The sequence below is a fragment of the Pseudomonas retamae genome, from assembly GCF_043496865.1.
Lineage (GTDB): Bacteria > Pseudomonadota > Gammaproteobacteria > Pseudomonadales > Pseudomonadaceae > Aquipseudomonas > Aquipseudomonas retamae.
Window position 1 is genome coordinate 347,441 of the sequence record NZ_JBIEIL010000004.1, and the last position, 25,229, is coordinate 372,669.

Below are 25,229 nucleotides of genomic sequence, written 5' to 3' on the forward strand. Positions count from 1 at the left end.
CAGGCTCACTCCTACAATTGATCTGCGTACGACGTTGAATTGTGGAAACAAAAACGCCCGGCACAAGCCGGGCGTTTTTATCAGGCGAAAATTACTCGTGATACTGCGCCGACAGCTCATGCACCGCGCGCAGGAATGCGCCGGCATGTTCAGGATCAACCTCAGGCGTGATGCCGTGGCCGAGGTTGAACACATGCCCGCTGCCCTTGCCATAGCTGGCCAAAATGCGCCCGACTTCGGTGCGGATCGCTTCCGGTTTGGCGTAGAGCACGGTCGGGTCCATGTTGCCTTGCAGCGCGACCTTGTCGCCGACGCGGGCGCGGGCGTTGCCGATGTCGCAGGTCCAGTCCAGGCCCAGGGCGTCGGCGCCGGCTTCGGCGATGCTTTCCAGCCACAGGCCGCCGTTCTTGGTGAAGAGGATCACCGGCACCTTGCGACCATCGTTCTCGCGAATCAGGCCGCTGACGATTTTCTTCATGTAGGCCAGCGAGAATTCCTGATACGCCGCGGCCGACAGGTTGCCGCCCCAGGTATCAAAAATCTGCACCGCTTGCGCACCGGCCATGATCTGGCCGTTGAGGTACGAAGTCACCGACTGCGCCAGTTTGTCCAGCAACAGGTGCATGGCGTGCGGGTTGTCGTAGAGCATCGCTTTGGTCTTGCGGAAGTCTTTCGACGAACCGCCTTCAACCATGTAGGTCGCCAGGGTCCATGGGCTGCCGGAGAAGCCGATCAGCGGCACGCGGCCGTTCAGCTCGCGGCGAATGGTGCTGACTGCGTCCATCACATAACCGAGGTCCTTGTGCGGATCAGGAATCGGCAGGGCTTCGATGTCGGCCATGGTGCTGACGACTTTCTTGAAGCGCGGACCTTCGCCGGTCTCGAAATACAGGCCCTGGCCCATGGCATCGGGGATGGTGAGGATGTCGGAAAACAGGATCGCCGCGTCCAGTTGCGGATAGCGGTCGAGCGGTTGCATCGTGACTTCGCAGGCGAATTGCGGATTCATGCACAGGCTCATGAAGTCGCCGGCGTGGGCGCGGCTGGCGCGGTACTCCGGCAGATAGCGACCGGCCTGGCGCATCATCCACACAGGGGTGACGTCAACGGGTTGCTTGAGCAGGGCGCGAAGGAAGCGGTCGTTCTTCAGGGCAGTCATGTCGGCATCCGGAAAAAAAGTGCGGGCATTTTCTCAGAGCGCGAGGCAAAAGGCACGGATGTGGGTCAGCCTTTTGTCTATCGGGTCAATTTATCGCGCTGGAACACGATTTTCCGCAACGCCCTAAAACAACTGTGGGAGCGAGCCTGCTCGCGAAGAGGCCGACACATCCAACATTGAAGTTGGCTGACAGACCGCTTTCGCGAGCAGGCTCGCTCCCACAGGGGTATTGCGTTTGGCTCAGGCGCCGGAGTTAGACGCCCAGGTAATCGAGGATCCCTTCAGCCGCATTGCGGCCTTCGAAGATCGCCGTCACCACCAGGTCGGAACCGCGCACCATGTCGCCGCCAGCAAAGATTTTCGGGTTACTGGTCTGGTGCTTGTACTGACCTTGCTCAGGCGCAACAACGCGGCCCTGGCTGTCGGTCTGGATTTCGAACTGTTCGAACCACGGCGCCGGGCTCGGGCGGAAGCCGAAGGCGATGACCACGGCGTCGGCCGGAATGATCTCTTCGGAACCAGGGATCGGCTCGGGGCTGCGACGACCACGGGCATCCGGTTCGCCAAGACGGGTCTCGACGACTTTCACGCCTTCAACCTTGTCTTCACCGACGATGGCGATCGGCTGGCGATTATAGAGGAATTTCACGCCTTCTTCCTTGGCGTTCTTCACCTCTTTGCGCGAGCCGGGCATGTTCGCTTCGTCACGACGATAAGCGCAGGTCACCGACTTGGCGCCCTGACGGATCGAGGTGCGGTTGCAGTCCATCGCCGTGTCGCCGCCGCCAAGTACCACGACCTTCTTGCCTTTCATGTCGACGAAATCTTCCGGCGACTTTTCAAAGCCCAGGTTGCGGTTGACGTTGGCGATCAGGAAGTCCAGCGCGTCGTAAACGCCCGGCAGGTCCTCACCGGCAAAACCGCCCTTCATGTAGGTGTAGGTGCCCATGCCCATGAACACCGCATCGTATTCAGCGAGCAGTTGCTCCATGGTCACGTCTTTGCCGACTTCGGTATTGAGACGGAACTCGATGCCCATGCCGGTGAAGACTTCGCGGCGATTACTCAGCACGGTCTTTTCCAGCTTGAACTCAGGGATGCCGAAGGTCAGCAGACCACCGATTTCCGGGTTCTTGTCGAACACCACCGGGGTTACGCCACCACGCACCAGCACATCGGCACAGCCCAGGCCCGCCGGGCCCGCGCCGATGATCGCGACACGTTTGCCGGTCGGTTTGACCTTGGACATGTCCGGGCGCCAGCCCATGGCGAACGCGGTGTCGGTGATGTACTTCTCGACCGAACCGATGGTCACCGCGCCGAAGCCGTCGTTGAGGGTGCAGGCACCCTCGCACAGACGATCCTGCGGGCACACCCGGCCGCAGACTTCCGGCAGAGTGTTGGTCTGGTGCGACAGCTCGGCGGCCTGAAGGATGTTGCCCTCGGCCACCAGCTTCAGCCAGTTGGGAATGAAGTTGTGCACCGGGCACTTCCATTCGCAATACGGGTTGCCGCAACCCAGGCAGCGATGGGCCTGGTCGGCCGACTGCTGGGGTTTGAACGGTTCGTAGATTTCGACGAACTCTTTCTTGCGTTGACGCAACAGTTTCTTCTTCGGATCCTTGCGCCCGACATCGATGAACTGGAAGTCGTTATTCAGACGTTCAGCCATTGTTAAAACCTCATCAAACTCTTCAGGCGCATATCACTGCGGGTTGGCACGAGTGCTGGAAAGCAACGATTTCAGGTTGGCAGCCTTGGGCTTGACCAGCCAGAAACGACGCAAGTAGTCATCGAGGTTTTCGGCGAGTTCACGACCCCACTCGCTGTCGGTTTCCGCGACGTACTCGTTCAGCACGTTTTGCAGGTGGCTGCGATAGGCTTCCATCGCCTCGCCGCTGATCCGCTGGATTTCCACCAGTTCGTGGTTGACCCGGTCAACGAAGGTGTTGTCCTGATCGAGCACGTAGGCGAAACCACCGGTCATGCCTGAGCCGAAGTTGTAACCGGTCTTGCCCAGCACGCAGACGAAACCACCGGTCATGTATTCGCAGCAGTGATCGCCAGTGCCTTCCACGACGGTATGGGCACCGGAGTTACGTACGGCAAAACGCTCGCCTGCGGTGCCAGCGGCGAACAGCTTGCCGCCCGTGGCGCCGTACAGGCAGGTGTTGCCGATGATGGCGCTTTCCTGAGTCTTATAAACGCTGCCCTTCGGCGGCACGATGGTCAGCTTGCCACCGGTCATGCCTTTGCCGACGTAGTCGTTGGCATCGCCTTCCAGGTACATGTTCAGACCGCCAGCGTTCCACACGCCGAAGCTCTGCCCGGCCGTGCCTTTGAAACGGAAGGTGATCGGCGCTTTCGCCATGCCCTGGTTGCCGTGCTTGCGGGCGATCTCGCCGGAGATCCGCGCGCCGATCGAACGGTCGCAGTTGCAGATGTCCAGATCGAACTCGGCACCGCTCATGTCGTTGATTGCCGCCGAAGCCATCTCGACCATTTTCTCGGCCAGCAGGCCCTGGTCGAACGGCGGGTTGCGCTCAACCCCACAGAACTGCGGTTTGTCCGCCGGGATGTGGTCGCTGCCCAACAGCGGCGTCAGGTCCAGGTGGTTTTGCTTGGCGGTCTGGCCTTCGAGGATTTCCAGCAGATCGGTGCGACCGATCAGCTCTTCCAGCGAACGCACGCCAAGCCTGGCCAGCCACTCACGGGTTTCTTCGGCGACGTAGGTGAAGAAGTTCACCACCATGTCGACGGTACCGATGTAGTGATCCTTGCGCAGCTTCTCGTTCTGAGTGGCGACGCCGGTGGCGCAGTTGTTCAGGTGGCAGATACGCAGGTATTTGCAGCCCAGCGCGATCATTGGCGCGGTGCCGAAGCCGAAGCTTTCAGCGCCGAGGATCGCAGCCTTGATCACGTCGAGGCCGGTTTTCAGGCCGCCATCGGTCTGCACCCGGACCTTGCCGCGCAAGTCGTTGCCGCGCAGGGTCTGGTGGGTTTCGGCGAGGCCGAGTTCCCATGGTGCGCCGGCGTATTTGATCGAGGTCAGCGGCGAAGCACCGGTACCACCGTCGTAGCCGGAGATGGTGATCAAGTCCGCATAGGCCTTGGCCACACCGGCAGCGATGGTGCCAACGCCCGCTTCAGCCACCAGTTTCACCGAAACCAGTGCCTGCGGGTTGACCTGCTTGAGGTCGAAAATCAGCTGCGACAAGTCTTCGATCGAATAGATGTCGTGGTGCGGCGGCGGCGAAATCAGGGTCACGCCCGGCACTGCATAGCGCAGCTTGGCGATCAGCCCGTTGACCTTGCCGCCTGGCAGTTGCCCGCCCTCGCCCGGCTTGGCGCCCTGGGCAACCTTGATCTGCAGCACTTCGGCGTTGACCAGGTATTCCGGGGTCACGCCGAAACGGCCAGTGGCGACCTGCTTGATTTTCGAGCTCTTGATGGTGCCGTAACGCGCCGGGTCTTCACCGCCTTCGCCGGAGTTGGAACGTGCCCCGAGGCGGTTCATAGCTTCGGCCAAAGCTTCGTGAGCTTCCGGCGACAGCGCGCCCAGCGAGATACCGGCGGAGTCGAAGCGCTTGAGCACCGATTCCAGCGGCTCGACTTCACTGAGGTCCAGCGGCGTGTCGAGGGTCTTGACCTTGAACAGGTCGCGAATCATCGACACCGGGCGGTTGTCGACCAGCGAGGTGTATTGCTTGAACTTGGCGTAGTCGCCCTGCTGCACAGCGGCTTGCAGGGTGTTGACCACGTCCGGGTTGTAGGCGTGATATTCGCCACCGTGGACGAACTTCAGCAAACCGCCCTGCTGGATCGGCTTGCGCGGGCTCCAGGCTTCGACGGCGAGGGCTTTCTGCTCGGCTTCGATGTCGACGAAACGCGCGCCTTTGATGCGGCTCGGCACGCCACGGAAGCTCAGGTCGCAGACTTCTTCGGACAGGCCGATGGCCTCGAACAGCTGCGCACCGCGGTACGAAGCGATGGTCGAAATGCCCATCTTCGACAGGATCTTCAGCAGGCCTTTGGTGATGCCTTTGCGGTAGTTCTTGAACACCTCGTAGAGGTCGCCCAGCACTTCACCGGTACGGATCAGGTCGCCCAGCACTTCGTAGGCCAGGAACGGATACACCGCCGAGGCGCCGAAACCGATCAGCACCGCAAAGTGGTGCGGGTCACGGGCGGTGGCAGTTTCAACGAGGATATTGGAATCGCAACGCAGGCCTTTTTCGGTCAGGCGGTGGTGTACCGCGCCGGTCGCCAGGGAGGCGTGGATCGGCAGTTTGCCCGGGGCGATATGGCGGTCGCTCAGGACAATCTGGGTACGCCCGGCGCGCACGGCTTCCTCAGCCTGATCGGCAACGTTGCGGATCGCCGCTTCGAGGCCGAGGCTTTCGTCGTAGTTGAGGTCGATGATCGCCCGTTCGAAACCCGGACGGTCGAGGTTCATCAACGAGCGCCACTTGGCCGGGGAAATGACCGGCGAGCTGAGGATCACCCGCGAGGCGTGTTCCGGCGATTCCTGGAAAATGTTGCGCTCGGCACCGAGGCAGATTTCCAGCGACATCACGATCGCTTCACGCAGCGGGTCGATCGGCGGGTTGGTGACCTGGGCGAACTGCTGACGGAAATAGTCGTACGGCGTACGCACACGCTGGGACAGCACGGCCATCGGCGTGTCATCGCCCATCGAGCCGACGGCTTCGTAGCCTTGTTCGCCGAGCGGACGCAGTACCTGATCGCGCTCTTCGAACGTGACCTGATACATCTTCATGTACTGCTTGAGCTGATCGACGTCGTAGAACGCCGAACCGTGATCGTTATCTTCCATGGTCGCCTGAATGCGCAGGGCGTTCTTGCGCAGCCATTGCTTGTACGGATGACGGGATTTCAGACGGTTGTCGATCGCATCGGTGTCGAGGATCTGCCCGGTTTCAGTATCCACGGCGAAGATCTGGCCCGGGCCGACGCGGCCCTTCGCGAGCACGTCTTCGGGCTGGTAGTTCCACACGCCGATTTCCGAGGCGAGGGTAATGAAACCGTTCTTGGTGGTGACCCAGCGCGCCGGACGCAGACCGTTACGGTCGAGCAGGCACACCGCGTAGCGACCGTCGGTCATGACCACGCCGGCCGGGCCGTCCCACGGTTCCATGTGCATCGAGTTGTACTCGTAGAACGCACGCAGATCCGGGTCCATGGTTTCGACGTTCTGCCACGCAGGCGGAATGATCATCCGCACGCCACGGAACAGGTCGATGCCACCGGTGACCATCAGTTCGAGCATGTTGTCCATGCTCGAGGAGTCGGAACCGACACGGTTGACCAGCGGGCCGAGCTCTTCCAGATCCATCAGATCGTTGCTGAACTTGGTCCGACGGGCCTGTGCCCAGTTGCGGTTACCGGTGATGGTGTTGATCTCGCCGTTGTGCGCGAGGAAGCGGAACGGCTGCGCCAGCGGCCATTTCGGCAGGGTGTTGGTGGAGAAGCGCTGGTGGAACACGCAGATCGCGGTTTGCAGGCGCTCATCACTCAGGTCCGGATAGAACGCGGCCAGATCGGCCGGCATCATCAGGCCTTTATAGATGATGGTCTTGTGCGAAAAGCTGCAGATGTAGTGGTCGGTGTCCGCGGCGTTGGTCACCGACGAACGGCGACGCGCGCTGAACAGCTTCACCGCCATGTCCTGATCGCTCAGGCCTTCGCCGCCGATGTAGACCTGCTCGATCTGCGGCAGACGCTCCAGGGCCAGACGGCCGAGGACGCTGGTGTCGATCGGCACTTTGCGCCAGCCGATCAGTTGCAGGCCTTCGGCGAGGATCTCGCGGTTCATGTTCTCGCGCGCGGCTTCGGCCTTGGCCGGGTCCTGGTTGAAGAACACCATGCCCACAGCATATTGCTTGGGCAACTCGACGCTGAAGGCTTCCTGGGCAATGGCTCGCAGGAACGTATCAGGCTTTTGAATCAGCAGACCGCAACCGTCACCGGTCTTGCCGTCGGCATTAATCCCACCGCGGTGGGTCATGCAGGTCAGGGCCTCGATGGCCGTTTGCAAAAGGGTATGACTGGGCTCGCCCTGCATATGGGCTATCAGGCCGAAACCGCAGTTATCCTTGAATTCATCTGGTTGGTACAGACCTGCTTTCATAGACACTTTCTCACCAGGCTGCCTCTATTCGAGGCAAATTTCTTTTCAATTCAACCACTTGCGTTCCGCGCCGAACGTACGCCGGCTTCGCGGGGGCAAAAGGGTGGTCATTGTACACAGCGACACAGAAGCTCACAAATTTGACGACGAACTGTCGCAAATTCATGTCGCATTTGTGAAAGGTTTAAAGCGATCTGCTGTGCTAGTCAAAACTTTTTTAAATTATGACTGCAACGACTCAAAGACTACTGTGACGCAGACACCACAAGGCACGCATCCTTTTCAGAAAGCGCGCACTTATGGAGATTTTGAGGTGCCGGGAGAGGCGGCCTGGGTAAGGCCGCCGAATCTTCAGCGAGTTGTTGCCAGTTCCTGTTGGACGCTGGCGACAGTGCGAGGCCAAGGTTTACCAGCCTGAACCTTCGCTGGCAAGGCCTTGATGGCAGAAACGGCCGCATCACGATTGGCAAAGTTGCCGTAGGTAATCACGTAAAGCGGCTTGCCGTTGAGAACTTTCTTGAAATAACGGTACTCGCCGCCCTGCTCCTTGACGAAGTTCTGCGCAGCGGTTTCCGAGCTGGTACCGAGGATCTGTACCACGTAGTTGCTGGTCGGCTGACCGGCGTACCAGCTGCCACCGGCGGCTTTGGCAACGGTCACTGGTTTCTCGGCCGGTTTGGCTGGTGCTGGCGCTGGTTTGGCGGCTGGCGCGGCCGGAGCAGGCTTGGCCGTGGCGACTTGCGTTGGGGCTGGCGTCGGCGCTGGAGCCGGCTTGGTTGCTGGCAGCGGGACCGGAGTCGGCGCAGGACCGGCCGGCACGCCTGCAGGCGGCGCGGAGGTGGTCACGGTCGGCGGGGTATCACTGGAGCCTTCCACCGGCACACCGTCGTCACCTTCAGTGATGCCACCGGCCGCTTCGGCCAACGGCCCACGCATGACCGGTTGCGAGTTGCCGACCAGCGGCAGCGGCATCGGCTGGGTGTTGCCGGCGAATTCGACGTTCGGTGCCGCGCCGTTGGCGGGCGCCTGACCCAGAGGCAACTGCGCCTGTTCATTGGCTGGCGCGCCGGTGGTCGGCGCCTTGTTGCGACCCGGCATCAGCCAGGCGGCAGCGACCGCGACCACCACGACGGCGGAAATCGCCAATACGTGTTTCTTCGGCATGTTGAACCCCATACTTGGACGCTTCACCGCGGAGCGGCTGGCTATCATGACTTCGATCAGAGCATCGCGAGCGACCTGGTTGATGTTGCCCGGCCAACCCTCGGAGCTTTCGTGAATATCAGAGATCTGATCCGCGGTGAAAAGTTCGACACCCCGGCCCGCGCCTTCGAGCCGCTGGTCGAGATATTCGCGAGTCTCTTCTTCGGTGTACGGCTGCAGCTCGATGACGTGAAAATGCTCTTCTTCAAGCTGCAACGCCTCAAGCTGAGCGATCAGCGACGACTCGCCGAACAGGAACACATGCGGACGCCCTTCCGGCGTGCCGGCACCCAGCGCCATCAGCGCTTCGAGAGCGGATTCGTCGAGCTGCTCAGCGTCGTCCACCAGCAGATAGACTTCCTGACCGGTCAAGCCGAGCTGGACGACCTGTTCGAGAATCGCACCGACCTCAGCCTGGGCAACGTCCAGCGCCTGCGCGACCTGGCGCAGCACACCGGCGGCATCGCCGGCGCCACGGGCGGAAACCACCACGCTCTGCACCGACTGCTTGTTGGTGCTGGCGACCAGCGCCTGACGCAGCAAGGTCTTGCCGCTGCCCTGCGGGCCGGTGACCACCAGCAGCAACTGGCTGTAACGCGCCAGATGATGCAGTTGACCCAGCACCGGTTTGCGCTGGGCCGGGAAAAATTTGAAGCCTGGCACCCGCGGCGCGAACGGGTCATGACTTAACTGGAAATGGCCGAGAAACGCCTCGTCGGCATGCAAACTAGTCATCGGAATCTTATTAACCTTTAAGCTGAGCCAGGGCGCGGTAATCCGCTCCCAGCGTGGCCTGTAGAACCTCTTTCGGATAATCGTCGGTCACGACCGCTTCACCCATCCGGCGCAGCAGCACCAGGCGCAAACGACCGTCGATCACTTTTTTATCAATTGCCATGTGTTGCAGAAAATCGGCTTCACGCATTTCTTCGGGCGGAATCACCGGCAGACCGGCGCGCTGGAACAGACGAATGCCACGATCGCGCTCCTGCTCGCTGATCCAGCCAAGACGCGCGGACATCTCCAGCGCCATCACGGTGCCAGCCGCGACCGCTTCACCGTGCAGCCACACACCATAGCCCATATGGGTCTCGATGGCGTGACCGAAGGTATGGCCGAGGTTGAGCGTTGCACGCACGCCGGTTTCCTTTTCATCGGCGCCGACTACCGCAGCCTTGGCCGCGCAGGAGCGCTCGATCGCGTAGGTCAGGGCTTTCTGGTCCAGCGCGCGCAGGGCGTCGACGTTGTCTTCGAGCCAGGTCAGGAACGGCTCATCACAGATCAGACCGTATTTGATGACTTCGGCCAGACCGGCGGAGAGTTCACGCGCCGGCAGGGTTTTCAGCGACGCGGTATCGATCAGCACCACGTTCGGCTGATAGAAAGCGCCGACCATGTTCTTGCCTAGCGGATGATTGATGCCGGTCTTGCCGCCCACCGACGAATCGACCTGGGACAACAGCGTGGTCGGAATCTGAATGAAATCGACGCCGCGCTGATAGCAGGCAGCGGCGAAACCGGCCATGTCGCCGATCACACCGCCGCCCAGAGCGATTACAGTGGTACGGCGATCATGCCGAGCGGTCAGCAGACCGTCGAAGATCAACTGCAGGGTTTCCCAGTTCTTGAACGCTTCGCCGTCCGGCAGCACCACGGAAATCACCGAGAACTGCGCCAGGCTGCGGGTCAGACGTTCGAGATAGAGCGGCGCAACGGTCTCATTGGAGATGATTGCCACTTGCCGCCCGTGGATATGCGGCGCCAGCAGTTCGGGCTGGTCCAGCAGACCTTCGCCAATATGAATCGGGTAGCTGCGCTCGCCCAGGTCGACCTTGAGTGTCTGCATGTGTCCCCACAGTGAAGATGGAAGCAGGCGTCCTGCCCTGAATTATTGGTATCCGCCGTCTGTAACGGGTATGACGCCGCTCGCCGGCCGTCTGCCACACCCTCGGCGGGCGGTGACAGGACGCCGAGGATAGCGCATTTCGAGCGCGGCTTTAACGGGGTGGAAGCTGTGCCAGACGGTCGAGAATATCGAGCACCACCATGCGCGGCGGCCGTTCGTCGGTTTCCACCACCAGATCGGCAATTTCCCGATAGAGCGGATCGCGGATCGCCAACAGGTCGCGCAGGGTTTTCGCCGGATCGGCGGTGCGCAGCAACGGCCGGTTGCGGTCACGCGAGGTGCGGCCGACCTGCTGTTCGACGGACGCATGCAGGTACACCACCCGCCCGCCCTCGAACAGGGCCTTGCGATTGGCATCACGCATCACCGCGCCACCGCCGGTCGCCAGCACCACGCCGTCGAACGCGCACAGCTCGGCGATCATCGCCTGCTCACGGTCACGAAAGCCTGGCTCGCCTTCCTTGTCGAAGATCCATGGGATATTGGCACCCGTGCGCAGCTCAATTTCCTTGTCGGAATCCTTGAACGGCAGGCGCAGCTCTTTGGCCAGCAATCGGCCGATGGTGCTTTTGCCAGCACCCATCGGTCCTACAAGTATCAAATTTCGCACAGAATCAACGACTCACAGCAATCGCCTGGTTATTCATGATACGCGGAGTGAGAAATACCAGCAGCTCGGATTTTTTCTCCGAAACCACATCACGCCGGAAAAGGCGGCCAAGATACGGCACATCGCCAAGAAATGGCACCTTATCTACAACCTTGCTCTGAGTATTTGAAAAAACACCACCAATCACGATGGTTTCGCCGTCGTTGACCAGCACCTTGGCGTTGACCTCGTTTTTCTTGATCGGCGGCACATCCTGCACTTTGTTCAGGTAATCCGGTTCGTCCTTGGTGACCTTGACCTCCATGATGATGCGGTTGTCCGGCGTGATCTGCGGCGTGACCTCCAGCGACAGCGAGGCCTCCTTGAACGACACCGAAGTCGCGCCACTGGAACTGGCTTCCTGATAGGGAATCTCGGTGCCCTTGAGGATTTTCGCGGTTTCCTTGTCGGAGGTGACCACTTTCGGTTGCGAGACGATTTCGCCGTTGCCGGTCTTTTCCATCGCCGTCAGCTCAAGATCGAGCAGAACGTTATCGGTGATGAACGCGATGCCAATTCCGGAAGTATTGTTGACAGTGCCCATGTCGACGAACGGCGAGTTGGTGCTGGTGCTGCCCGGCGTACCGATGGTGCTCGACGAACCGTTGACCCCGGACGCGTTCCAGTTGCCCTTGTTCTGCACTGAACCACCCCAGCGCACACCGAGACTCTTGTCGTAATCGACGTTGGCCTCGACGATGCGCGCCTCGATCATCACCTGACGCACCGGAATATCCAGTTGCGCCACGATCCGCCGCAGCTCGTCGAGGCGATCCTGGGTCTGGTAGGCAATGATGTTGTTGGTCCGCTCATCGACGGTGATCGAACCGCGCTCATCGACTTTCGCTTCCGCGCTGGTCACCGACTGGAACAGTTTGGCAATGTCTGCCGCCTTCGCATAATTCACCTGCAACAGTTCGCGGCGCAGCGGCGCCAGTTCGGCAATCTGCTTCTGCGACTCGAGTTCCTGGCGCTCGCGGGCAGCGATCTCATCGGCCGGCGCGACCAGCAGCACGTTGCCGATCTTGCGTTTATCCAGGCCCTTGGTTTTCAGCACAAGATCCAGCGCCTGATCCCACGGTACGTTTTGCAGGCGCAGGGTAATGCCGCCCTGCACCGTATCGCTGGCCACCAGGTTGAGGTTGGTGAAGTCGGCGATCAGTTGCAGCACCGAGCGGACATCGATGTCCTGGAAATTCAGCGAGAGCTTTTCGCCGATGTAGGTCTGACGGTCGGCGTTGCGTTTTTGCAGGTCGTCGACGCTCATCGGGCGGACGCTGACGGTCAATTTGTTGTCGGTCTGGAAGGTCGAGTAGTCATAGGTGCCGCTGGGCTCGACGGTGATCAGCGTGCGATCACCGCTTACCGCGGCATTGACGAACTGCACCGGTGTGGCGAAGTCCTTGACGTCGAGGCGCACGCGCAGCTTTTCCGGCAATTGCGTGCGGGTGAAGCTGAGGATGATCTTGCCGTCGTGCTCCTGGATATCCGGGGCGATGGTCGGGTCGGACAGATCAATGACGACATTGCCCTCGCCCTCGGTGCCGCGCTGAAAATCGACGCCACGAATACCGCGGGGTTTCGGTGCGAATGCCTTTGCCGCTGGCGCAGCTGGCGTACTCGTGCGGGGCGCAACGGCGACGGGACGCGAGGCAGGCGCCGGAGCGCCCTGACCCACCACCACGAACAGCTTGTTGCCCTCGATGCGCGTGGTGTAAGGCGCAAGCTGGGTGAGGCTGACGATCAGCCGCGTGCGATCCTTGGCCTCGACCACCGTGGCGGTACGCGCATTGCCGCTGCCCAGGTCAAGATTCTTGTTGGTCAATTGGCTGGCAACACCGGGCAGATCGACAGCGATCCGCGCCGGCGATTCGGTGGTATAGCCCTTGGGCGACGGTGGCGGGCCGTCGAACGACAGCTTCAGTTCGACGCGGTCACCCGGTAACGCCGCTACATCCAGCGCTTTCAGGTTGGCCGCATTTACCATCGGCGACATCAGCGCTATCCATAGCGAAAAACCGAGGGTGGAGAAAATCCTGTTCATTATTCGACTTCCACTATGAATGCTCTTTCAAAGGAATGGTGCGCGGCCGCTCGAGCCAGGCGCCCTGCCCGTCGGGCACGATTTCGACGACGTCGATCTGTGTCGCACTGATGGCGACGATGCGCCCGTCGTTGCGCCCCAGGTAATCGCCGACTTTCAACCGATGCACCCCGCCCGCACCGCGCAGCAGCGCGAACGAGCCCGAGGCATTGGCAATCGTGCCGACCATCTCGAACTGCTCGATGTTGAAACCTTCCAGGTATTGCTTGACCCGATTGGGGTCGGGCTTGACGTTGCGTGAACCGTGTTTGCGCCCGGCCAGATCGACTCGCACCTGCGGTGAAAACGGACTGCGCAGGTTGGCCGCGCTGTAAGTGAATGTCGGGTAAGACCGGAATGTCGGCGTTGGTTCAATCTTGCCAGCCGGACGCAGGCGCACTTCATTCATGTAGGCGTCGAGATCACTGAAGTCATCCCCCCCGCCACACCCGCTCAATGCGAGCAGCGTCATCGCCCATGCCATGTAACGAATCGGGGTCATTTCTGCAGCCCCTTGTCGTTATAGCGGTAAGTCTTGGCGAGGATGCTCATGCGCAGCTTCGGTCCGACTTCCTTGTTGGCCGGTGCGAGCTCGAAATCGTGCAGGGTAACGATGCGCGGCAATCCGGCTACGCCACTGACGAATGTGGCGAGGTCGTGGTAAGCGCCGGTAACAGTGATCTGGATTGGCAGCTCGATGTAGAACGGCTGGGTGACTTCCGGCAGCAGCTTGATCTCTTCGAATTCCAGGCCGCTGCCCAGGCCAGTGCGGGTGATGTCTTCGAGCAGGCCCGGCACTTCGGTGTCGCTGGGCAACTGCCGCAGCAACTCGCCGAAGGTAGTTTCCATCTCCTTCATCTGCTGGGTGTACAGCTCGAGATTGGCCGACAGACGCGCCTTGCTGGCGAACTGTTCCTTGAGCGTCAGCTCCTCCTCCCGCTTGAGGTCGTGCTGGTTTTCCAGATCGCTGATGAAAAAGTTATAGCCAAGCGCCAACACCAGCACCATCAACAGCGCGCCGGCAATGAACTTCACCGCTGCCGGCCACGAACCGATGTTGCTGGTGTCGAGGTCGTTGAAGTCGACGCTGCGCAGGCTTTCCAGCCATTCGGACGGCTTCATTGGTCGTCCTCGGCAGTCTTGGGCTGCGTCTGGCGCACGGTCAGCTCAAAAGTGTTGGCCTGATCGACTTGGCCGGCAGTGGTCGCCTTGACTTCGTTGAGGCTCGGTGCATCGAACCAGTCCGATGCTTCCAGATTGCGCATCAGGTCGGAAACGCGATTGTTGGATTCAGCGGCGCCGCTGATCGACAGGGCTTTGCCGGCCATTTTCACTTCGGTGAAATACACACCGTCCGGCAGCGTGCGCGCCAGTTGATCGAAGATCCGCCCGCTGACCTGCCGGTTGCCCTGCAGGTCCTGGATGATGCGCATGCGTTCGACCAGTTGCTGGCGGCGCGCCTTGAGTTCACTGATCTGCTTGATCCGCTCGTCGACCACAGCGATTTGCTTGCTGATGTAGTCGTTGCGCGCAATTTGCCGGTCAATGGCGGCGCTGATGATCTGATCGGCAATCAGCAAGGCGCCGACCGAGCCGACGAACACGCCAGTCAATACCAGCAGAAAGCGCTTGCGCCGTTCCTCGCGACGCTCTTCGCGCCAAGGTAAAAGGTTGATCCGCGCCATCAGTCGAAACTCCTGAGCGCGAGCCCGCAGGCAACCATCAGCGCCGGCGCGTCGCTGGCCAGCGCACCGGCGTTGACCTTGCTGCTCAACGACATGTCGGCGAACGGATTGGCCACTTGCGTCGGCGTGTTCAGGCGCTGTTCGATCAAGCGATCCAGACCCGGTACCGAGGCCGTGCCGCCGGCCAGAAGAATGTGATCGACAGAGTTGTATTGCCCGGAGGCGAAGAAGAATTGCAGCGAGCGTGACACCTGCTGCACCAGCGCCTCGCGAAACGGCTGCAGGACTTCACTGACGTAATCGTCGGGCAGGCCACCCTGTTTCTTCGCCAGCCCGGCCTGCTCGACGGTAAGGCCGTAACGCCGCTGGATTTCCTCGGTCAATTGCCGACCGCCGAACAGTTGCTCGCGGGTGTAGATGATCTTGCCGTTATGAAGGACGCTGAGAGTGGTCATCGTCGCGCCGATGTCGACTACGGCGACGGTCAGGCGCTCCTGGGACGCCGCCAGTTGCGTCGCCAGCAAAGCGTATGAGCGTTCCAGCGCGTAGGCCTCGACGTCCACCACGCGGGCCGTCAGCCCGGCAAGGGCCAAGGCCGCTTCGCGCACTTCAACGTTTTCCTTGCGACAGGCCGCCAGCAGGACGTTGACTCGTTCGGGATTGCGCGGCGATACGCCCTGGACTTCGAAGTCGATGGCGACTTCATCCAGCGGATAGGGAATGTATTGGTCGGCCTCGATTTTCAGCTGGTTTTCCAGCTCGTCGTCGGACAGCCCGGCGTCCATCTCGATGACCTTGGTGATCACCGCCGAGCCGGCCACCGCCACCGCCACGCCCTTGAGCCCGGTGCGCGCCTTGCTCAGCACGCGACTGAGGGCCTGGCCGACGCCTTCAAGTTCGGCGATGTTCTTTTCGACCACTGCGTTGGCCGGCAAGGGCTCGACGGCATAGGCCTCGACCCGGTAGCGCTCGCCCTGACGGCTCAGTTCCAGCAGCTTCACTGACGTAGAACTGATGTCGATCCCCAGTAACGTATTGGCTTTTTTATTGAAGAGTCCCAGCACTACCAATTCCCTATGACTTTCCGTGAGTTACGGACTCTGTAATACGCATTGCGTTCCTTCACCCCGTCTTGACAGAAGCGCAAATGACGCCCCCTGCGGAAAAGTGCTTATAATGCCCAGCGTTTTTTTCCGCTTTTTACTGCCCGCGCGGACCGTTCTGTGTGTTACCAGAACCCCGTCGCCAAATTCATTCTTTGCTCTGGATGTCCAAAAGCCTTGATTCGTCTGCTGAAATTTTTCGGTTGGTCCATCGTCGCCGTTTTCTGCGGACTGCTATTAGGTCTCAGCGGCGCGTTTCTTTACCTTAGTCCGGGTTTGCCGTCTGTGGAGGCTCTGCGAAGCATTCAGTTGCAGATTCCGCTTCGCGTCTACAGCAGCGATGACAAGTTAATCGCAGAGTTTGGCGAAATGCGCCGCACACCGATCCGTTTCGCCGACATTCCGCCCAATTTCATTAATGCGTTACTAAGTGCTGAAGACGACAATTTCGCCAACCACTACGGCGTCGATCCGAGCAGCCTGATGCGCGCCGCAACGCAACTGGTCAAAAGCGGGCACATCCAGTCCGGCGGCAGCACCATCACCATGCAGGTGGCGAAGAACTTCTTCCTCACCAGCGAACGCAGCTTCTCGCGTAAAACCACGGAAATTCTTCTGGCCCTGCAGATCGAACGCCAGCTGACCAAGGACGAGATCCTTGAGCTGTACGTCAACAAGATCTATCTGGGCAACCGCGCCTACGGCATCGAGGCGGCGGCGCAGGTGTATTACGGCAAATCGATCCGTGACGTCAGCCTGGCGCAGATGGCGATGATCGCCGGCCTGCCGAAAGCCCCGTCGCGCTTCAACCCGCTGGCCAACCCGGCGCGCAGTAAAGAGCGCCGCGACTGGATCCTCGGGCGCATGTACAAACTCGGCAAGATCACCGAGGCCGACTACACCGCCGCGATCAACGAACCGCTGAATGCCAGCTACCACGTACCGACGCCGGAAGTGAACGCGCCGTACATCGCCGAAATGGCCCGCGCGGAAATGGTCGGCCGCTATGGCAGCGACGCCTACACCGAGGGTTTTCGCGTCACCACCACGGTGCCGAGCAACCTGCAGGAAATGGCCAACACCGCGCTGCACGAAGGCTTGATGACCTACGACCAGCGCCACGGCTACCGCGGCCCCGAGTCGCGCCTGCCGGGCAAGACCCGCGAGGCCTGGGCCAGCGAACTGACCAAACAGCGCACCATCAGCAGTCTGGAGCCGGCGATCGTCACTCAGGTCGACAAAAACGGCCTGCAAGTGCTGACCCGCACCGGCGAAGAACATGTCGCCTGGGACACCATGAAATGGGCGCGGCCGTTCCTCAATACCAACAGCATGGGCGCCAATCCGCGTCAACCGGCGGACGTCGCGCAGGTCGGCGATCTGATCCGCGTGCAGCGCCAGAAAGACAACTCGCTGAAGTTCAGCCAGATCCCGCAGGCGCAAGGCGCTTTGGTGTCGCTGGATCCGCAGAACGGCGCGATCCGTTCGCTGGTCGGTGGTTTCGCGTTCGAGCAGAGTAACTACAACCGCGCCATGCAGGCCAAGCGTCAGCCGGGTTCGAGCTTCAAACCGTTCGTTTACAGTGCCGCACTGGACAGTGGGTACACCGCTGCGACTTTGGTCAACGATGCGCCGATCGTGTTCGTCGACGAGTACCTGGACAAGGTCTGGCGTCCGAAGAACGACACCAACACCTTCCTCGGTCCGATCCGTCTGCGCGAGGCGCTGTACAAGTCGCGTAACCTGGTGTCGATCCGTCTGCTGCAGGCGATGGGCGTGGGTAAAACCATCGACTACATCACCCGCTTCGGCTTCAACAAGCAGGACCTGCCGCCGAACCTGTCGCTGGCATTGGGTACCGCGACGCTGACGCCAATGGAAATCGCCACCGGCTGGAGCACCTTCGCCAACGGCGGTTACAAGATTACCCCGTACATCATCGACAAGATCGAGAGTCGTAACGGCGACACGCTGTTCGTGGCCAACCCGCCGACTGTTCCGCAAGGAGGCTCGGCGACGGACGGTATCGCCGCGCCGCCATCTGAGTCGTTCACAGTCAACGCCGCACCGGTTCCCGGCGAAGCGCCGGGCAACCAGGCAGTGCCGCAAGCGCCAGCGGTGGCCGAGCGGATTGTCGATGGTCGCACCACCTACATCCTCAACAGCATGTTGCAGGACGTGATCAAGCTCGGCACCGGCCGCCGCGCCCTGGCCATGGGCCGCAGCGACATCGCCGGCAAGACCGGTACTACCAACGAATCGAAGGATGCGTGGTTCTCCGGTTACAACGCCGATTACGTGACCACCGTGTGGACCGGTTTCGACCAGCCGGAAAGCCTCGGCCGCCGCGAATTCGGCGGCACTGTGGCACTGCCGATCTGGATGAATTACATGTCGGCCGCGCTGAAGGACAAGCCACCGCATGTCCAGCCAGAACCGGAAGGCATCCTCAGTCTGCGCGTCGACCCGGTCAGTGGCCGTGCAGCGTCGCCGAGCACACCGGGCGCGTACTTCGAGCTGTTCAAGGCTGAAGACTCCCCTCCGTCGATGAATGAGCTGGGCAACGGCGTCGTACCGGGCAGCCCGCTGCCGGCGGATGAGCAGGCGCCGATCGACTTGTTCTGATCCGCGATTAATAAAAAGCCCCGCCCTCATGAGAAGCGCGGGGCTTTTTAATGGCTGATGTCTCGTCCTGAATAAGGTTTACACCTTCTGGCTTCTTATCAGGAGGGTGCAATGGAGACGGGCGAAAAGCGCAGTCAGCGTGATTACACGCTGACTTTTAAATTGTCGGTTGTCGATCAGGTCGAAAAAGGCGAGTTGAGTTATAAAGAGGCTCAACGGCGCTATGGGATTCAAGGCCGGTCGACGGTTCTGGTTTGGTTACGCAAGCATGGTCGGCAGGATTGGAGCCAAGGCGCCTCCATTCGCTCTCAGAGGACTCGACCGATGGACGAGCCAACTTTGCCGCTAACGCCTGAGCAGAGAATCAAAGAGCTTGAAGAACAATTGGCGCTGGCCAATCAGAAAGCCAAGTTTTTTGAAGACGTGGTCGATGTTCTGAAGAATGACTATGGCGTATCCGTTGTAAAAAAGCGGCCAGGCAAGTCGTTGCGCAAACCCAAACCCTGAGTGTCAGCAGGGCTTGCCAGTTTATGGGAATAAGTCGCCAAGCCTATTACAAGCGAGATCGGGCCTACCGATCCAGGCTTGAGCAAGACCAGAAGCTCATCAAGTTTGTGCATGAGATCCGCTTACGTCAGCCCTGCATCGGTACTCGTAAGTTACATTCGATGATGCATGCCAAACGCGAGAGACAAGAACTGCATGTTGGAAGGGATCGTCTATTCGATGTTTTGCGCGATCATCGCCAACTGGTACGAAGAAAACGGGCCTATCACAAGACGACTGACAGCCATCATCGCTTTCGCTGCCATCCCAACCTTCTGAAACCTGGCCCGCAGCAAGTGATTGCGACCGGCCCAGAACAGGTCTGGGTAGCAGATATCACCTACATCCCCACCCGAGAAGGATCTGTTTACTTAAGTTTGGTGACAGATGCCTACTCGAGAAAAATTGTCGGCTTTCACGTGCATGACAGCCTGCACGCCAAATCCGTGGCTCAAGCCTTCCGAAAGGCGCTAAAAGAGCGCCGAACAAGCCAACGACTGGTGCATCACTCGGATCGCGGCGCACAGTACTGCTCTGATCTCTACCAGAAGCTGCACTCCAAACATGGCGTCATTTGCTCAATGACCGATGGCTACGATTGCTACCAAAACGCTCTCGCAGAGCGGGTTAACGGCATTCTGAAAACAGAGCTGCTGCTCTACAGGCCAGAAAATCTAGAACAGGCTGAACAGATGGTGCGGGAGGCTATTACGATCTACAACCAAGAGCGGCCGCACCTTTCCTTAAAATACAAAACGCCCGATGCGGTGCATCGGGCGTTGGGGTGAATAGGTGTAAACCTATTTCAGGACTAGACATGAAGATCAAAAGCCCCTCACCCTAGCCCTCTCCCAGAGGGAGAGGGGACTGATCGAAGTGTCTGGAGGCTCCCATCAACCTGAAAGCGCTGTGTCGATTATGGATTCGGCAGAACACTTTCAGGTCGGCGTAGCTCCCAAGCATCCCGCAATTTGTCCCCTCTCCCTCTGGGAGAGGGTTAGGGTGAGGGTTGTTTCTGACCAACAAAAAAGCCCCGACTCTCACGAGCCGGGGCTTTCGCTTGTAGCGCTACAACGACTTAGCCGTTGAACACGTCATCCACGCTTTTCAGCGGGTAGTTCTTCGGATACGGCAGAGTGGCCACACCGGTCTCGATCGCCGCTTTAGCCACAGCGTCGGAGATCAGGGTGATCAGGCGCTTGTCCATTGGCTTCGGAATGATGTACTCACGGCCGAATTCCAGCGGAGCACCACCGTAGGCATCGCAGACGTCCTGTGGCACTGGCAGCTTGGCCAGTTCACGCAGAGCGTTGGCCGCGGCGACTTTCATTTCTTCGTTGATGCGCTTGGCGCGAACGTCCAGGGCACCGCGGAAGATGAACGGGAAGCCCAGGACGTTGTTGACCTGGTTCGGGTAGTCCGAACGGCCGGTCGCCATGATCACGTCGCTACGGGTGGCGTGAGCCAGTTCCGGGGAAATTTCCGGGTCCGGGTTGGAGCAGGCGAACACGATCGGGTTCGGTGCCATCGACAGCAGGCCTTCAGCGCTCAGCAGGTTCGGGCCGGACAGACCGACGAACACGTCAGCGCCTGCCAGTGCGTCAGCCAGGCTGCGCTTCTCGGTGGCGTGAGCGAACACGGCCTTGTACTGGTTGAGGTCGTCACGGCCGGAGTGGATCACGCCGGTACGGTCAACCATGAAGATGTTTTCGATGCGTGCGCCCATGCTCACCAGCAGCTTCATGCAGGAGATGGCGGCAGCGCCGGCGCCCAGGCAGACGATCTTCGCTTCTGGCAGGGTTTTGCCAGCGATTTCCAGGGCGTTGATCATGCCGGCCGCGGTAACGATCGCGGTGCCGTGCTGGTCATCGTGGAATACCGGGATGTCGCACTGTTCGATCAGCGCGCGCTCGATCTCAAAGCATTCTGGTGCCTTGATGTCTTCGAGGTTGATACCGCCGAAAGTGATGGAGATGCGCTTGACCGTGTCGATGAAGGCCTGCGGGCTTTCCGAGTCGACTTCGATGTCGAACACGTCGATACCGGCGAAGCGCTTGAACAGCACGCCCTTGCCTTCCATCACTGGCTTGGAGGCCAACGGGCCGAGGTTGCCCAGGCCGAGAATCGCGGTGCCATCGGAAATCACTGCAACCAGGTTGCCCTTGCCGGTGTACTTGTAGGCCAGTTCGGGATCGCGGGCGATCTCGCGCACTGGTTCAGCTACGCCGGGGCTGTACGCCAGCGACAGGTCGCGAGCGGTAGCAGTGGCCTTGGTGAGCTCGACACTCAGCTTCCCGGGACGAGGATTGGCATGATATTCGAGAGCGGCAGTTTTCAGATCAGACATTTTGGCATTCCGCTTTTTACTGTTGGACAGACTGGTCAGCGAGGATACGCGCCTCGCAAAGTCCCCACAAGACTGGGCAGTCACCACTGTCAAGCGCCCTGCCCTACGACTTTGGGCCAAGAGCCACGGCGCACAAGGGCTGGACTGTTCACAATCGACATGAAAAATGTCTACAATTTTTCTTCAGCGCGAACCCTGCAGCATCGAAGGATCGGTCAATGGCAACAGCCAGCGCGCCTGCCCCGCCTGCAAGCCACCGCGGCGCGAGCGATCGACGATCCAGCCGCGTGCCTCGATCTGCTGGCCCTTCAGCGCTTGCAAACGGGCATTGTCGAATTGTCCGACCAGATTGGGTGCAATGCGCAGTACAAGCGCGTCCTGTATCTCGATCCAGATTCCACCGCGATTGCGCTGCACCTTGCTCACCCGACCGCTGACCACAGCAAAGCCCGAACGCTGGATCTGCTGCGCTTTGAGCACCGGTGACTGCCGCCAGATGCCGCGGCCGGCCTGCCGCGCCGAGGCTTCGGCGGCCTGCTGACAGGCGACCAGATCGACGTTCGGCGCAACGGCCACCTGGAAACCGAGGCCATCAGCCAGCATTTGCGCTTCGAGATTGGCACCGCTGGCACTGTAGACATGCGCTAGCGCACGGCCGTAGTGGTCCTTTCCCTGCTGTCCGGAACGCAAGCCGACACGCCCGCCGCTGTCCGCGACCAGCGCTTCGAGCCGTTTGCGCGCGGCCACGGCGAACGGCTCGTCGCTACGGCCCTGCTTGCCCAGCTCCGGCGTATTGAGGCCGATCATCCGCACGCTGCGGCCGTCGCTCAGACGCAGCGTGTCGCCATCGACTACCCGCTGCACAGTGACGCTGGCCAGCCCAGCGGGTGCTGGACAGAACGCTTGCGCCCCCGAAAGCCAAATCGCAGACACAAAAAAGGCGCCCGCAAGGGACGCCTTTTTCATCAGTCTGGAGAAGTCGACACGACCTTCCAAAATGATCAGCCTCAGGCTTTTTTGCCGACGCCGAAAGTAGCGAAACGGTCTGCGAACTTCTGCACGCGGCCGCCGGTGTCCAGAGTCTTCTGCTTACCGGTGTAGAACGGGTGGCATTCGTTGCAAACGTCGATCGCCAGGGCTTTGCCGTAGGTCGAACGAGTTTCGAACTTGTTACCGCAGCTGCAGGTAACAGCGATTTCCGGGTAGTTCGGATGGATTTCGGCTTTCATGGTGTCTTCCTCAGGCTAGCGTGCCGCCACCCAACACTATTGTTGAATACCGCACGTAATTAGGCCGCGGATTCTACCAGACCTTTTCAAACGCGCAAGCTGTCACCGAGACCGACCGTCTGCTAGGCTCCCGGCCCATTGCACTGCCCCTGTGGGAGCGAGCCTGCTCGCGAAGACGATCTACCGGCCAGCATCTTCGTCGCCTGACACACCGCTTTCGCGAGCAGGCTCGCTCCCACAGGTTATGTACGCAGTCCTTTTAATCGTCTGTTGATCGAGATCCCCCCGCGTGCCCGACGCCATTCTGCGCCTTGCCTTGCCTTCACCCCTGCGCCGCCTGTTCGATTACCGGGCGCCGGCCGGGGTGCGGCGCGAGCAATTGCAGCCGGGCATGCGCCTGCGGGTGCCGTTTGGGCGGCGCGAGATGATCGGGATTCTGGTCGAGGTCACCGACACCAGCGAAGTGCCGGTGGAAAAACTCAAACCGGCGCTGGCCCTGCTCGATACCACCGCGCCACTGCCGCCGGCGCTGTTCAAGCTGTGTCTGTGGACGTCGCAGTACTACCAGCACAGCCTCGGCGACACCCTGAGCTGGGCGTTGCCGGTGCTGCTGCGTCAGGGCGAACTGGCCGAGGCCCGCCAGGAACGTTTCTGGTCAGCGGCGCCCGGTTCCAGCCTTGATGATCCGCGCATCGCCCGCGCGCCACGCCAGCGTGAAGCCCTGGCAACGCTGGCCCAGCATCCACACGGCGTGGCGCATCAGTTGCTGAGCAAGCTGATGCTGAGCAAGGACAGCCTCGACTTGCTGTTGGCCAAGGGTCTGGTGCAAGTGGAAATCCGCCGCCACCTCCCCGGCGCGCGGCATGAACATTGGCTGGCGCAACCGGAACTGCCGCTCAACAGCGAGCAACGTGCGGCGTATGAAGCGATTCGCGCCGGTTTCGACAGTTATCACGCGTTTCTGCTGGCCGGCGTTACCGGCAGCGGCAAGACCGAAGTCTATTTGCAGCTGATCCGCGAAACCCTCGAAGCCGGCAAACAGGCGCTGGTGCTGATCCCGGAGATCAACCTCGGCCCGCAGACCCTGGCGCGCTTCGAGCAGCGCTTCAATGCGCGCATCGCCCTGGTGCACTCGGCGGTCAACGATCGTGAACGCCTCGACGCCTGGCTCGCCGCCCGCGATGGCGAGGCTGACATCATTATCGGTACCCGCTCGGCGCTGTTCACGCCAATGAAAAATCCGGGGCTGATCATCATCGATGAAGAGCACGACGGCTCTTATAAACAGCAGGAAGGCTTGCGCTACCACGCGCGTGATCTGGCGCTGGTGCGAGCACGTCAGGAAAACATCCCGATCGTGCTCGGCTCGGCCACGCCGTCGCTGGAAAGCCTGCACAACGCCTACACCGGGCGTTACGGCCTGTTGCGCCTGAACGAGCGCGCTGGCGGCGCCAAACAGCCGCGTTTTCTGCGCCTGGACGTGAAAAGCCGTCCGCTGGACAGCGGCATTTCCGGGCCGATGCAACAAGCCATCGGCCAGACCCTCGCCAACGGCCAGCAGGTGCTGGTGTTCCTCAACCGCCGCGGCTTTGCCCCGACCTTGCTCTGCCACGATTGCGGCTGGATGTCCGAATGTTCACGCTGCGATGCGCGGATGACCGTGCACCAGCGCTACGGTGAGTTGCGCTGCCACCATTGCGGCAACGTCGAACGCACGCCGCGCCAGTGCCCGAAGTGCAACAAGGTCGACTTGCGCCCGGTGGGGGCCGGCACCGAACGCGCCGAAGAACGCCTGGCGATTCTGTTCCCGGATTACCCGGTGCTGCGCGTCGATCGCGACAGCACCTCGCGCAAGGATGCGATGAATCAGCTGTTCGCGACGATTCAGAAGGGCCAGCCGTGCATCCTCGTCGGCACGCAGATGTTGGCCAAGGGTCACCATTTTCCGCGAGTGACACTGGTGTCGATCCTCGACGCTGACGGTGGCCTGTTCTCCGGCGACTTCCGCGCCAGCGAGCGCATGGCGCAGTTGATTGTTCAAGTTGCAGGTCGTGCGGGGCGGGCAGAAGAGCCCGGCAAAGTGATTATTCAGACGCACCTGGCCGACCATCCTTTATTGGTGCAACTGACCGAGCAAGGTTATTTCGCCTTTGCCGAGCAGGCGCTGAGCGAGCGCCGCGCCGCCGGGCTGCCGCCGTTTGCCCATCTGGCGCTGTTGCGCGCCGAAGCGCACAAACCCGGGCAGGCTGAAGGCTTCCTCGACGAGGCCTGCACTGAGGCAGAGCGCTTGCTCAGCGAACTGAATCTGAGCGGCATCGAATTGCTCGGGCCGGTGCCGGCGCCGATGGAACGTCGCGCCGGACGTTATCGCGCGCAATTGTTGTTGCAGGCGACCGCGCGGGCGTCCCTGCATCGGTTGCTGGCCAGTTGGTTGCTGGCGCTGGAGCAGATGCCGAGCGGGCGGGCGGTGCGCTGGTCGCTGGATGTCGACCCTGTGGATTTGTATTGAGCTGAAAATCGCTTTCGCGAGCAGGCTCGCTCCC

The 25,229-nt window shown here is 60.8% G+C and carries 17 protein-coding genes; 3 read left to right on the plus strand and 14 right to left on the minus strand.

Going from position 1 to position 25,229, the window contains the following annotated elements; translation table 11 throughout:
• Positions 1-91 precede the first annotated feature (91 nt).
• The 11 genes from hemE to ACGSLL_RS10395 form a co-directional block, all read right to left on the minus strand.
• Complete coding sequence (gene hemE, locus ACGSLL_RS10345; protein WP_394505501.1) at positions 92-1,159, minus strand: uroporphyrinogen decarboxylase; 1,068 nt, start codon at positions 1,157-1,159, stop codon at positions 92-94.
• 253 nt (positions 1,160-1,412) lie between these two features.
• Positions 1,413-2,831 (minus strand): FAD-dependent oxidoreductase, encoded by a 1,419-nt coding sequence (locus ACGSLL_RS10350; protein ID WP_007909438.1) that lies wholly within the window; start codon positions 2,829-2,831, stop codon positions 1,413-1,415.
• Between the two features lie 33 nt (positions 2,832-2,864).
• A complete protein-coding gene (gene gltB / locus ACGSLL_RS10355) occupies positions 2,865-7,310 on the minus strand; it encodes a glutamate synthase large subunit (RefSeq protein ID WP_394505504.1) in 4,446 nt (1,481 codons plus the stop codon).
• Positions 7,311-7,661: 351 nt separating this feature from the next.
• Positions 7,662-9,248, minus strand: a complete 1,587-nt coding sequence (locus ACGSLL_RS10360) for an AAA family ATPase (RefSeq protein ID WP_394505506.1) — start codon at positions 9,246-9,248, stop codon at positions 7,662-7,664.
• 10 nt (positions 9,249-9,258) lie between these two features.
• Positions 9,259-10,359 (minus strand): 3-dehydroquinate synthase, encoded by a 1,101-nt coding sequence (aroB, locus tag ACGSLL_RS10365; protein ID WP_394505508.1) that lies wholly within the window; start codon positions 10,357-10,359, stop codon positions 9,259-9,261.
• 151 nt (positions 10,360-10,510) lie between these two features.
• Positions 10,511-11,029, minus strand: coding sequence for a shikimate kinase AroK (gene aroK, locus ACGSLL_RS10370; protein ID WP_090280433.1), 519 nt, complete (start codon positions 11,027-11,029; stop codon positions 10,511-10,513).
• Between the two features lie 4 nt (positions 11,030-11,033).
• On the minus strand, positions 11,034-13,112 hold the full coding sequence (pilQ, locus tag ACGSLL_RS10375; RefSeq protein ID WP_394505511.1) for a type IV pilus secretin PilQ: 2,079 nt from the start codon (positions 13,110-13,112) through the stop codon (positions 11,034-11,036).
• Between the two features lie 13 nt (positions 13,113-13,125).
• Positions 13,126-13,653 carry a pilus assembly protein PilP gene (locus ACGSLL_RS10380; RefSeq protein ID WP_394505513.1) on the minus strand — a complete coding sequence of 176 codons (528 nt, stop codon included), beginning with the start codon at positions 13,651-13,653 and terminating at the stop codon, positions 13,126-13,128.
• Complete coding sequence (gene pilO / locus ACGSLL_RS10385; protein ID WP_394505515.1) at positions 13,650-14,273, minus strand: type 4a pilus biogenesis protein PilO; 624 nt, start codon at positions 14,271-14,273, stop codon at positions 13,650-13,652. The genes ACGSLL_RS10380 and pilO overlap by 4 nt, the downstream gene beginning before the upstream one ends.
• Positions 14,270-14,836, minus strand: a complete 567-nt coding sequence (locus ACGSLL_RS10390; protein ID WP_394505517.1) for a PilN domain-containing protein — start codon at positions 14,834-14,836, stop codon at positions 14,270-14,272. Before ACGSLL_RS10390 ends, pilO begins: the two co-directional genes overlap by 4 nt.
• Entirely contained in the window at positions 14,836-15,900 is a 1,065-nt protein-coding gene (locus tag ACGSLL_RS10395) for a pilus assembly protein PilM (protein ID WP_394505519.1), read from the minus strand. Before ACGSLL_RS10395 ends, ACGSLL_RS10390 begins: the two co-directional genes overlap by 1 nt.
• 219 nt (positions 15,901-16,119) lie before the next feature.
• Between ACGSLL_RS10395 and ACGSLL_RS10400 the strand changes: the two genes are divergently transcribed.
• Together ACGSLL_RS10400 and ACGSLL_RS10405 are read left to right on the plus strand one after the other, a co-directional pair.
• A complete protein-coding gene (locus ACGSLL_RS10400) occupies positions 16,120-18,564 on the plus strand; it encodes a penicillin-binding protein 1A (RefSeq protein ID WP_394505905.1) in 2,445 nt (814 codons plus the stop codon).
• Positions 18,565-18,675: 111 nt separating this feature from the next.
• A protein-coding gene (locus tag ACGSLL_RS10405; RefSeq protein ID WP_394505521.1) for an IS3 family transposase occupies positions 18,676-19,898 on the plus strand; the annotation gives its coding sequence in 2 pieces (ribosomal slippage) (positions 18,676-19,027 and positions 19,027-19,898; 1,224 coding nt in all).
• A 290-nt stretch (positions 19,899-20,188) separates the two neighbouring features.
• On the opposite strand, the gene ACGSLL_RS10410 is transcribed toward ACGSLL_RS10405, so the two are convergent.
• The 3 genes from ACGSLL_RS10410 to rpmE form a co-directional block, all read right to left on the minus strand.
• Positions 20,189-21,457 carry a malic enzyme-like NAD(P)-binding protein gene (locus ACGSLL_RS10410; RefSeq protein ID WP_093105782.1) on the minus strand — a complete coding sequence of 423 codons (1,269 nt, stop codon included), beginning with the start codon at positions 21,455-21,457 and terminating at the stop codon, positions 20,189-20,191.
• A gap of 183 nt (positions 21,458-21,640) precedes the next feature.
• A complete protein-coding gene (locus tag ACGSLL_RS10415; RefSeq protein ID WP_394505907.1) occupies positions 21,641-22,423 on the minus strand; it encodes a thermonuclease family protein in 783 nt (260 codons plus the stop codon).
• Between the two features lie 41 nt (positions 22,424-22,464).
• A complete protein-coding gene (rpmE, locus tag ACGSLL_RS10420) occupies positions 22,465-22,686 on the minus strand; it encodes a 50S ribosomal protein L31 (RefSeq protein WP_016772055.1) in 222 nt (73 codons plus the stop codon).
• 289 nt (positions 22,687-22,975) lie between these two features.
• On the opposite strand from rpmE, the gene ACGSLL_RS10425 reads away from it, so the two are divergent.
• Positions 22,976-25,195, plus strand: coding sequence for a primosomal protein N' (locus ACGSLL_RS10425; protein ID WP_394505524.1), 2,220 nt, complete (start codon positions 22,976-22,978; stop codon positions 25,193-25,195).
• The last annotated feature ends 34 nt before the right edge of the window (positions 25,196-25,229 follow it).

Bases quoted from the DNA above. Each gene is read 5' to 3' on its own strand.
- hemE (WP_394505501.1), bottom strand. From the start codon at position 1,159: ATGACTGCCCTGAAGAACGACCGCTTCCTTCGCGCCCTGCTCAAGCAA.
- ACGSLL_RS10350 (WP_007909438.1), bottom strand. From the start codon at position 2,831: ATGGCTGAACGTCTGAATAACGACTTCCAGTTCATCGATGTCGGGCGC.
- gltB (WP_394505504.1), bottom strand. From the start codon at position 7,310: ATGAAAGCAGGTCTGTACCAACCAGATGAATTCAAGGATAACTGCGGT.
- ACGSLL_RS10360 (WP_394505506.1), bottom strand. From the start codon at position 9,248: ATGACTAGTTTGCATGCCGACGAGGCGTTTCTCGGCCATTTCCAGTTA.
- aroB (WP_394505508.1), bottom strand. From the start codon at position 10,359: ATGCAGACACTCAAGGTCGACCTGGGCGAGCGCAGCTACCCGATTCAT.
- pilQ (WP_394505511.1), bottom strand. From the start codon at position 13,112: ATGAACAGGATTTTCTCCACCCTCGGTTTTTCGCTATGGATAGCGCTG.
- ACGSLL_RS10380 (WP_394505513.1), bottom strand. From the start codon at position 13,653: ATGACCCCGATTCGTTACATGGCATGGGCGATGACGCTGCTCGCATTG.
- pilO (WP_394505515.1), bottom strand. From the start codon at position 14,273: ATGAAGCCGTCCGAATGGCTGGAAAGCCTGCGCAGCGTCGACTTCAAC.
- ACGSLL_RS10390 (WP_394505517.1), bottom strand. From the start codon at position 14,836: ATGGCGCGGATCAACCTTTTACCTTGGCGCGAAGAGCGTCGCGAGGAA.
- ACGSLL_RS10410 (WP_093105782.1), bottom strand. From the start codon at position 21,457: ATGTCTGATCTGAAAACTGCCGCTCTCGAATATCATGCCAATCCTCGT.
- ACGSLL_RS10415 (WP_394505907.1), bottom strand. From the start codon at position 22,423: ATGAAAAAGGCGTCCCTTGCGGGCGCCTTTTTTGTGTCTGCGATTTGG.
- rpmE (WP_016772055.1), bottom strand. From the start codon at position 22,686: ATGAAAGCCGAAATCCATCCGAACTACCCGGAAATCGCTGTTACCTGC.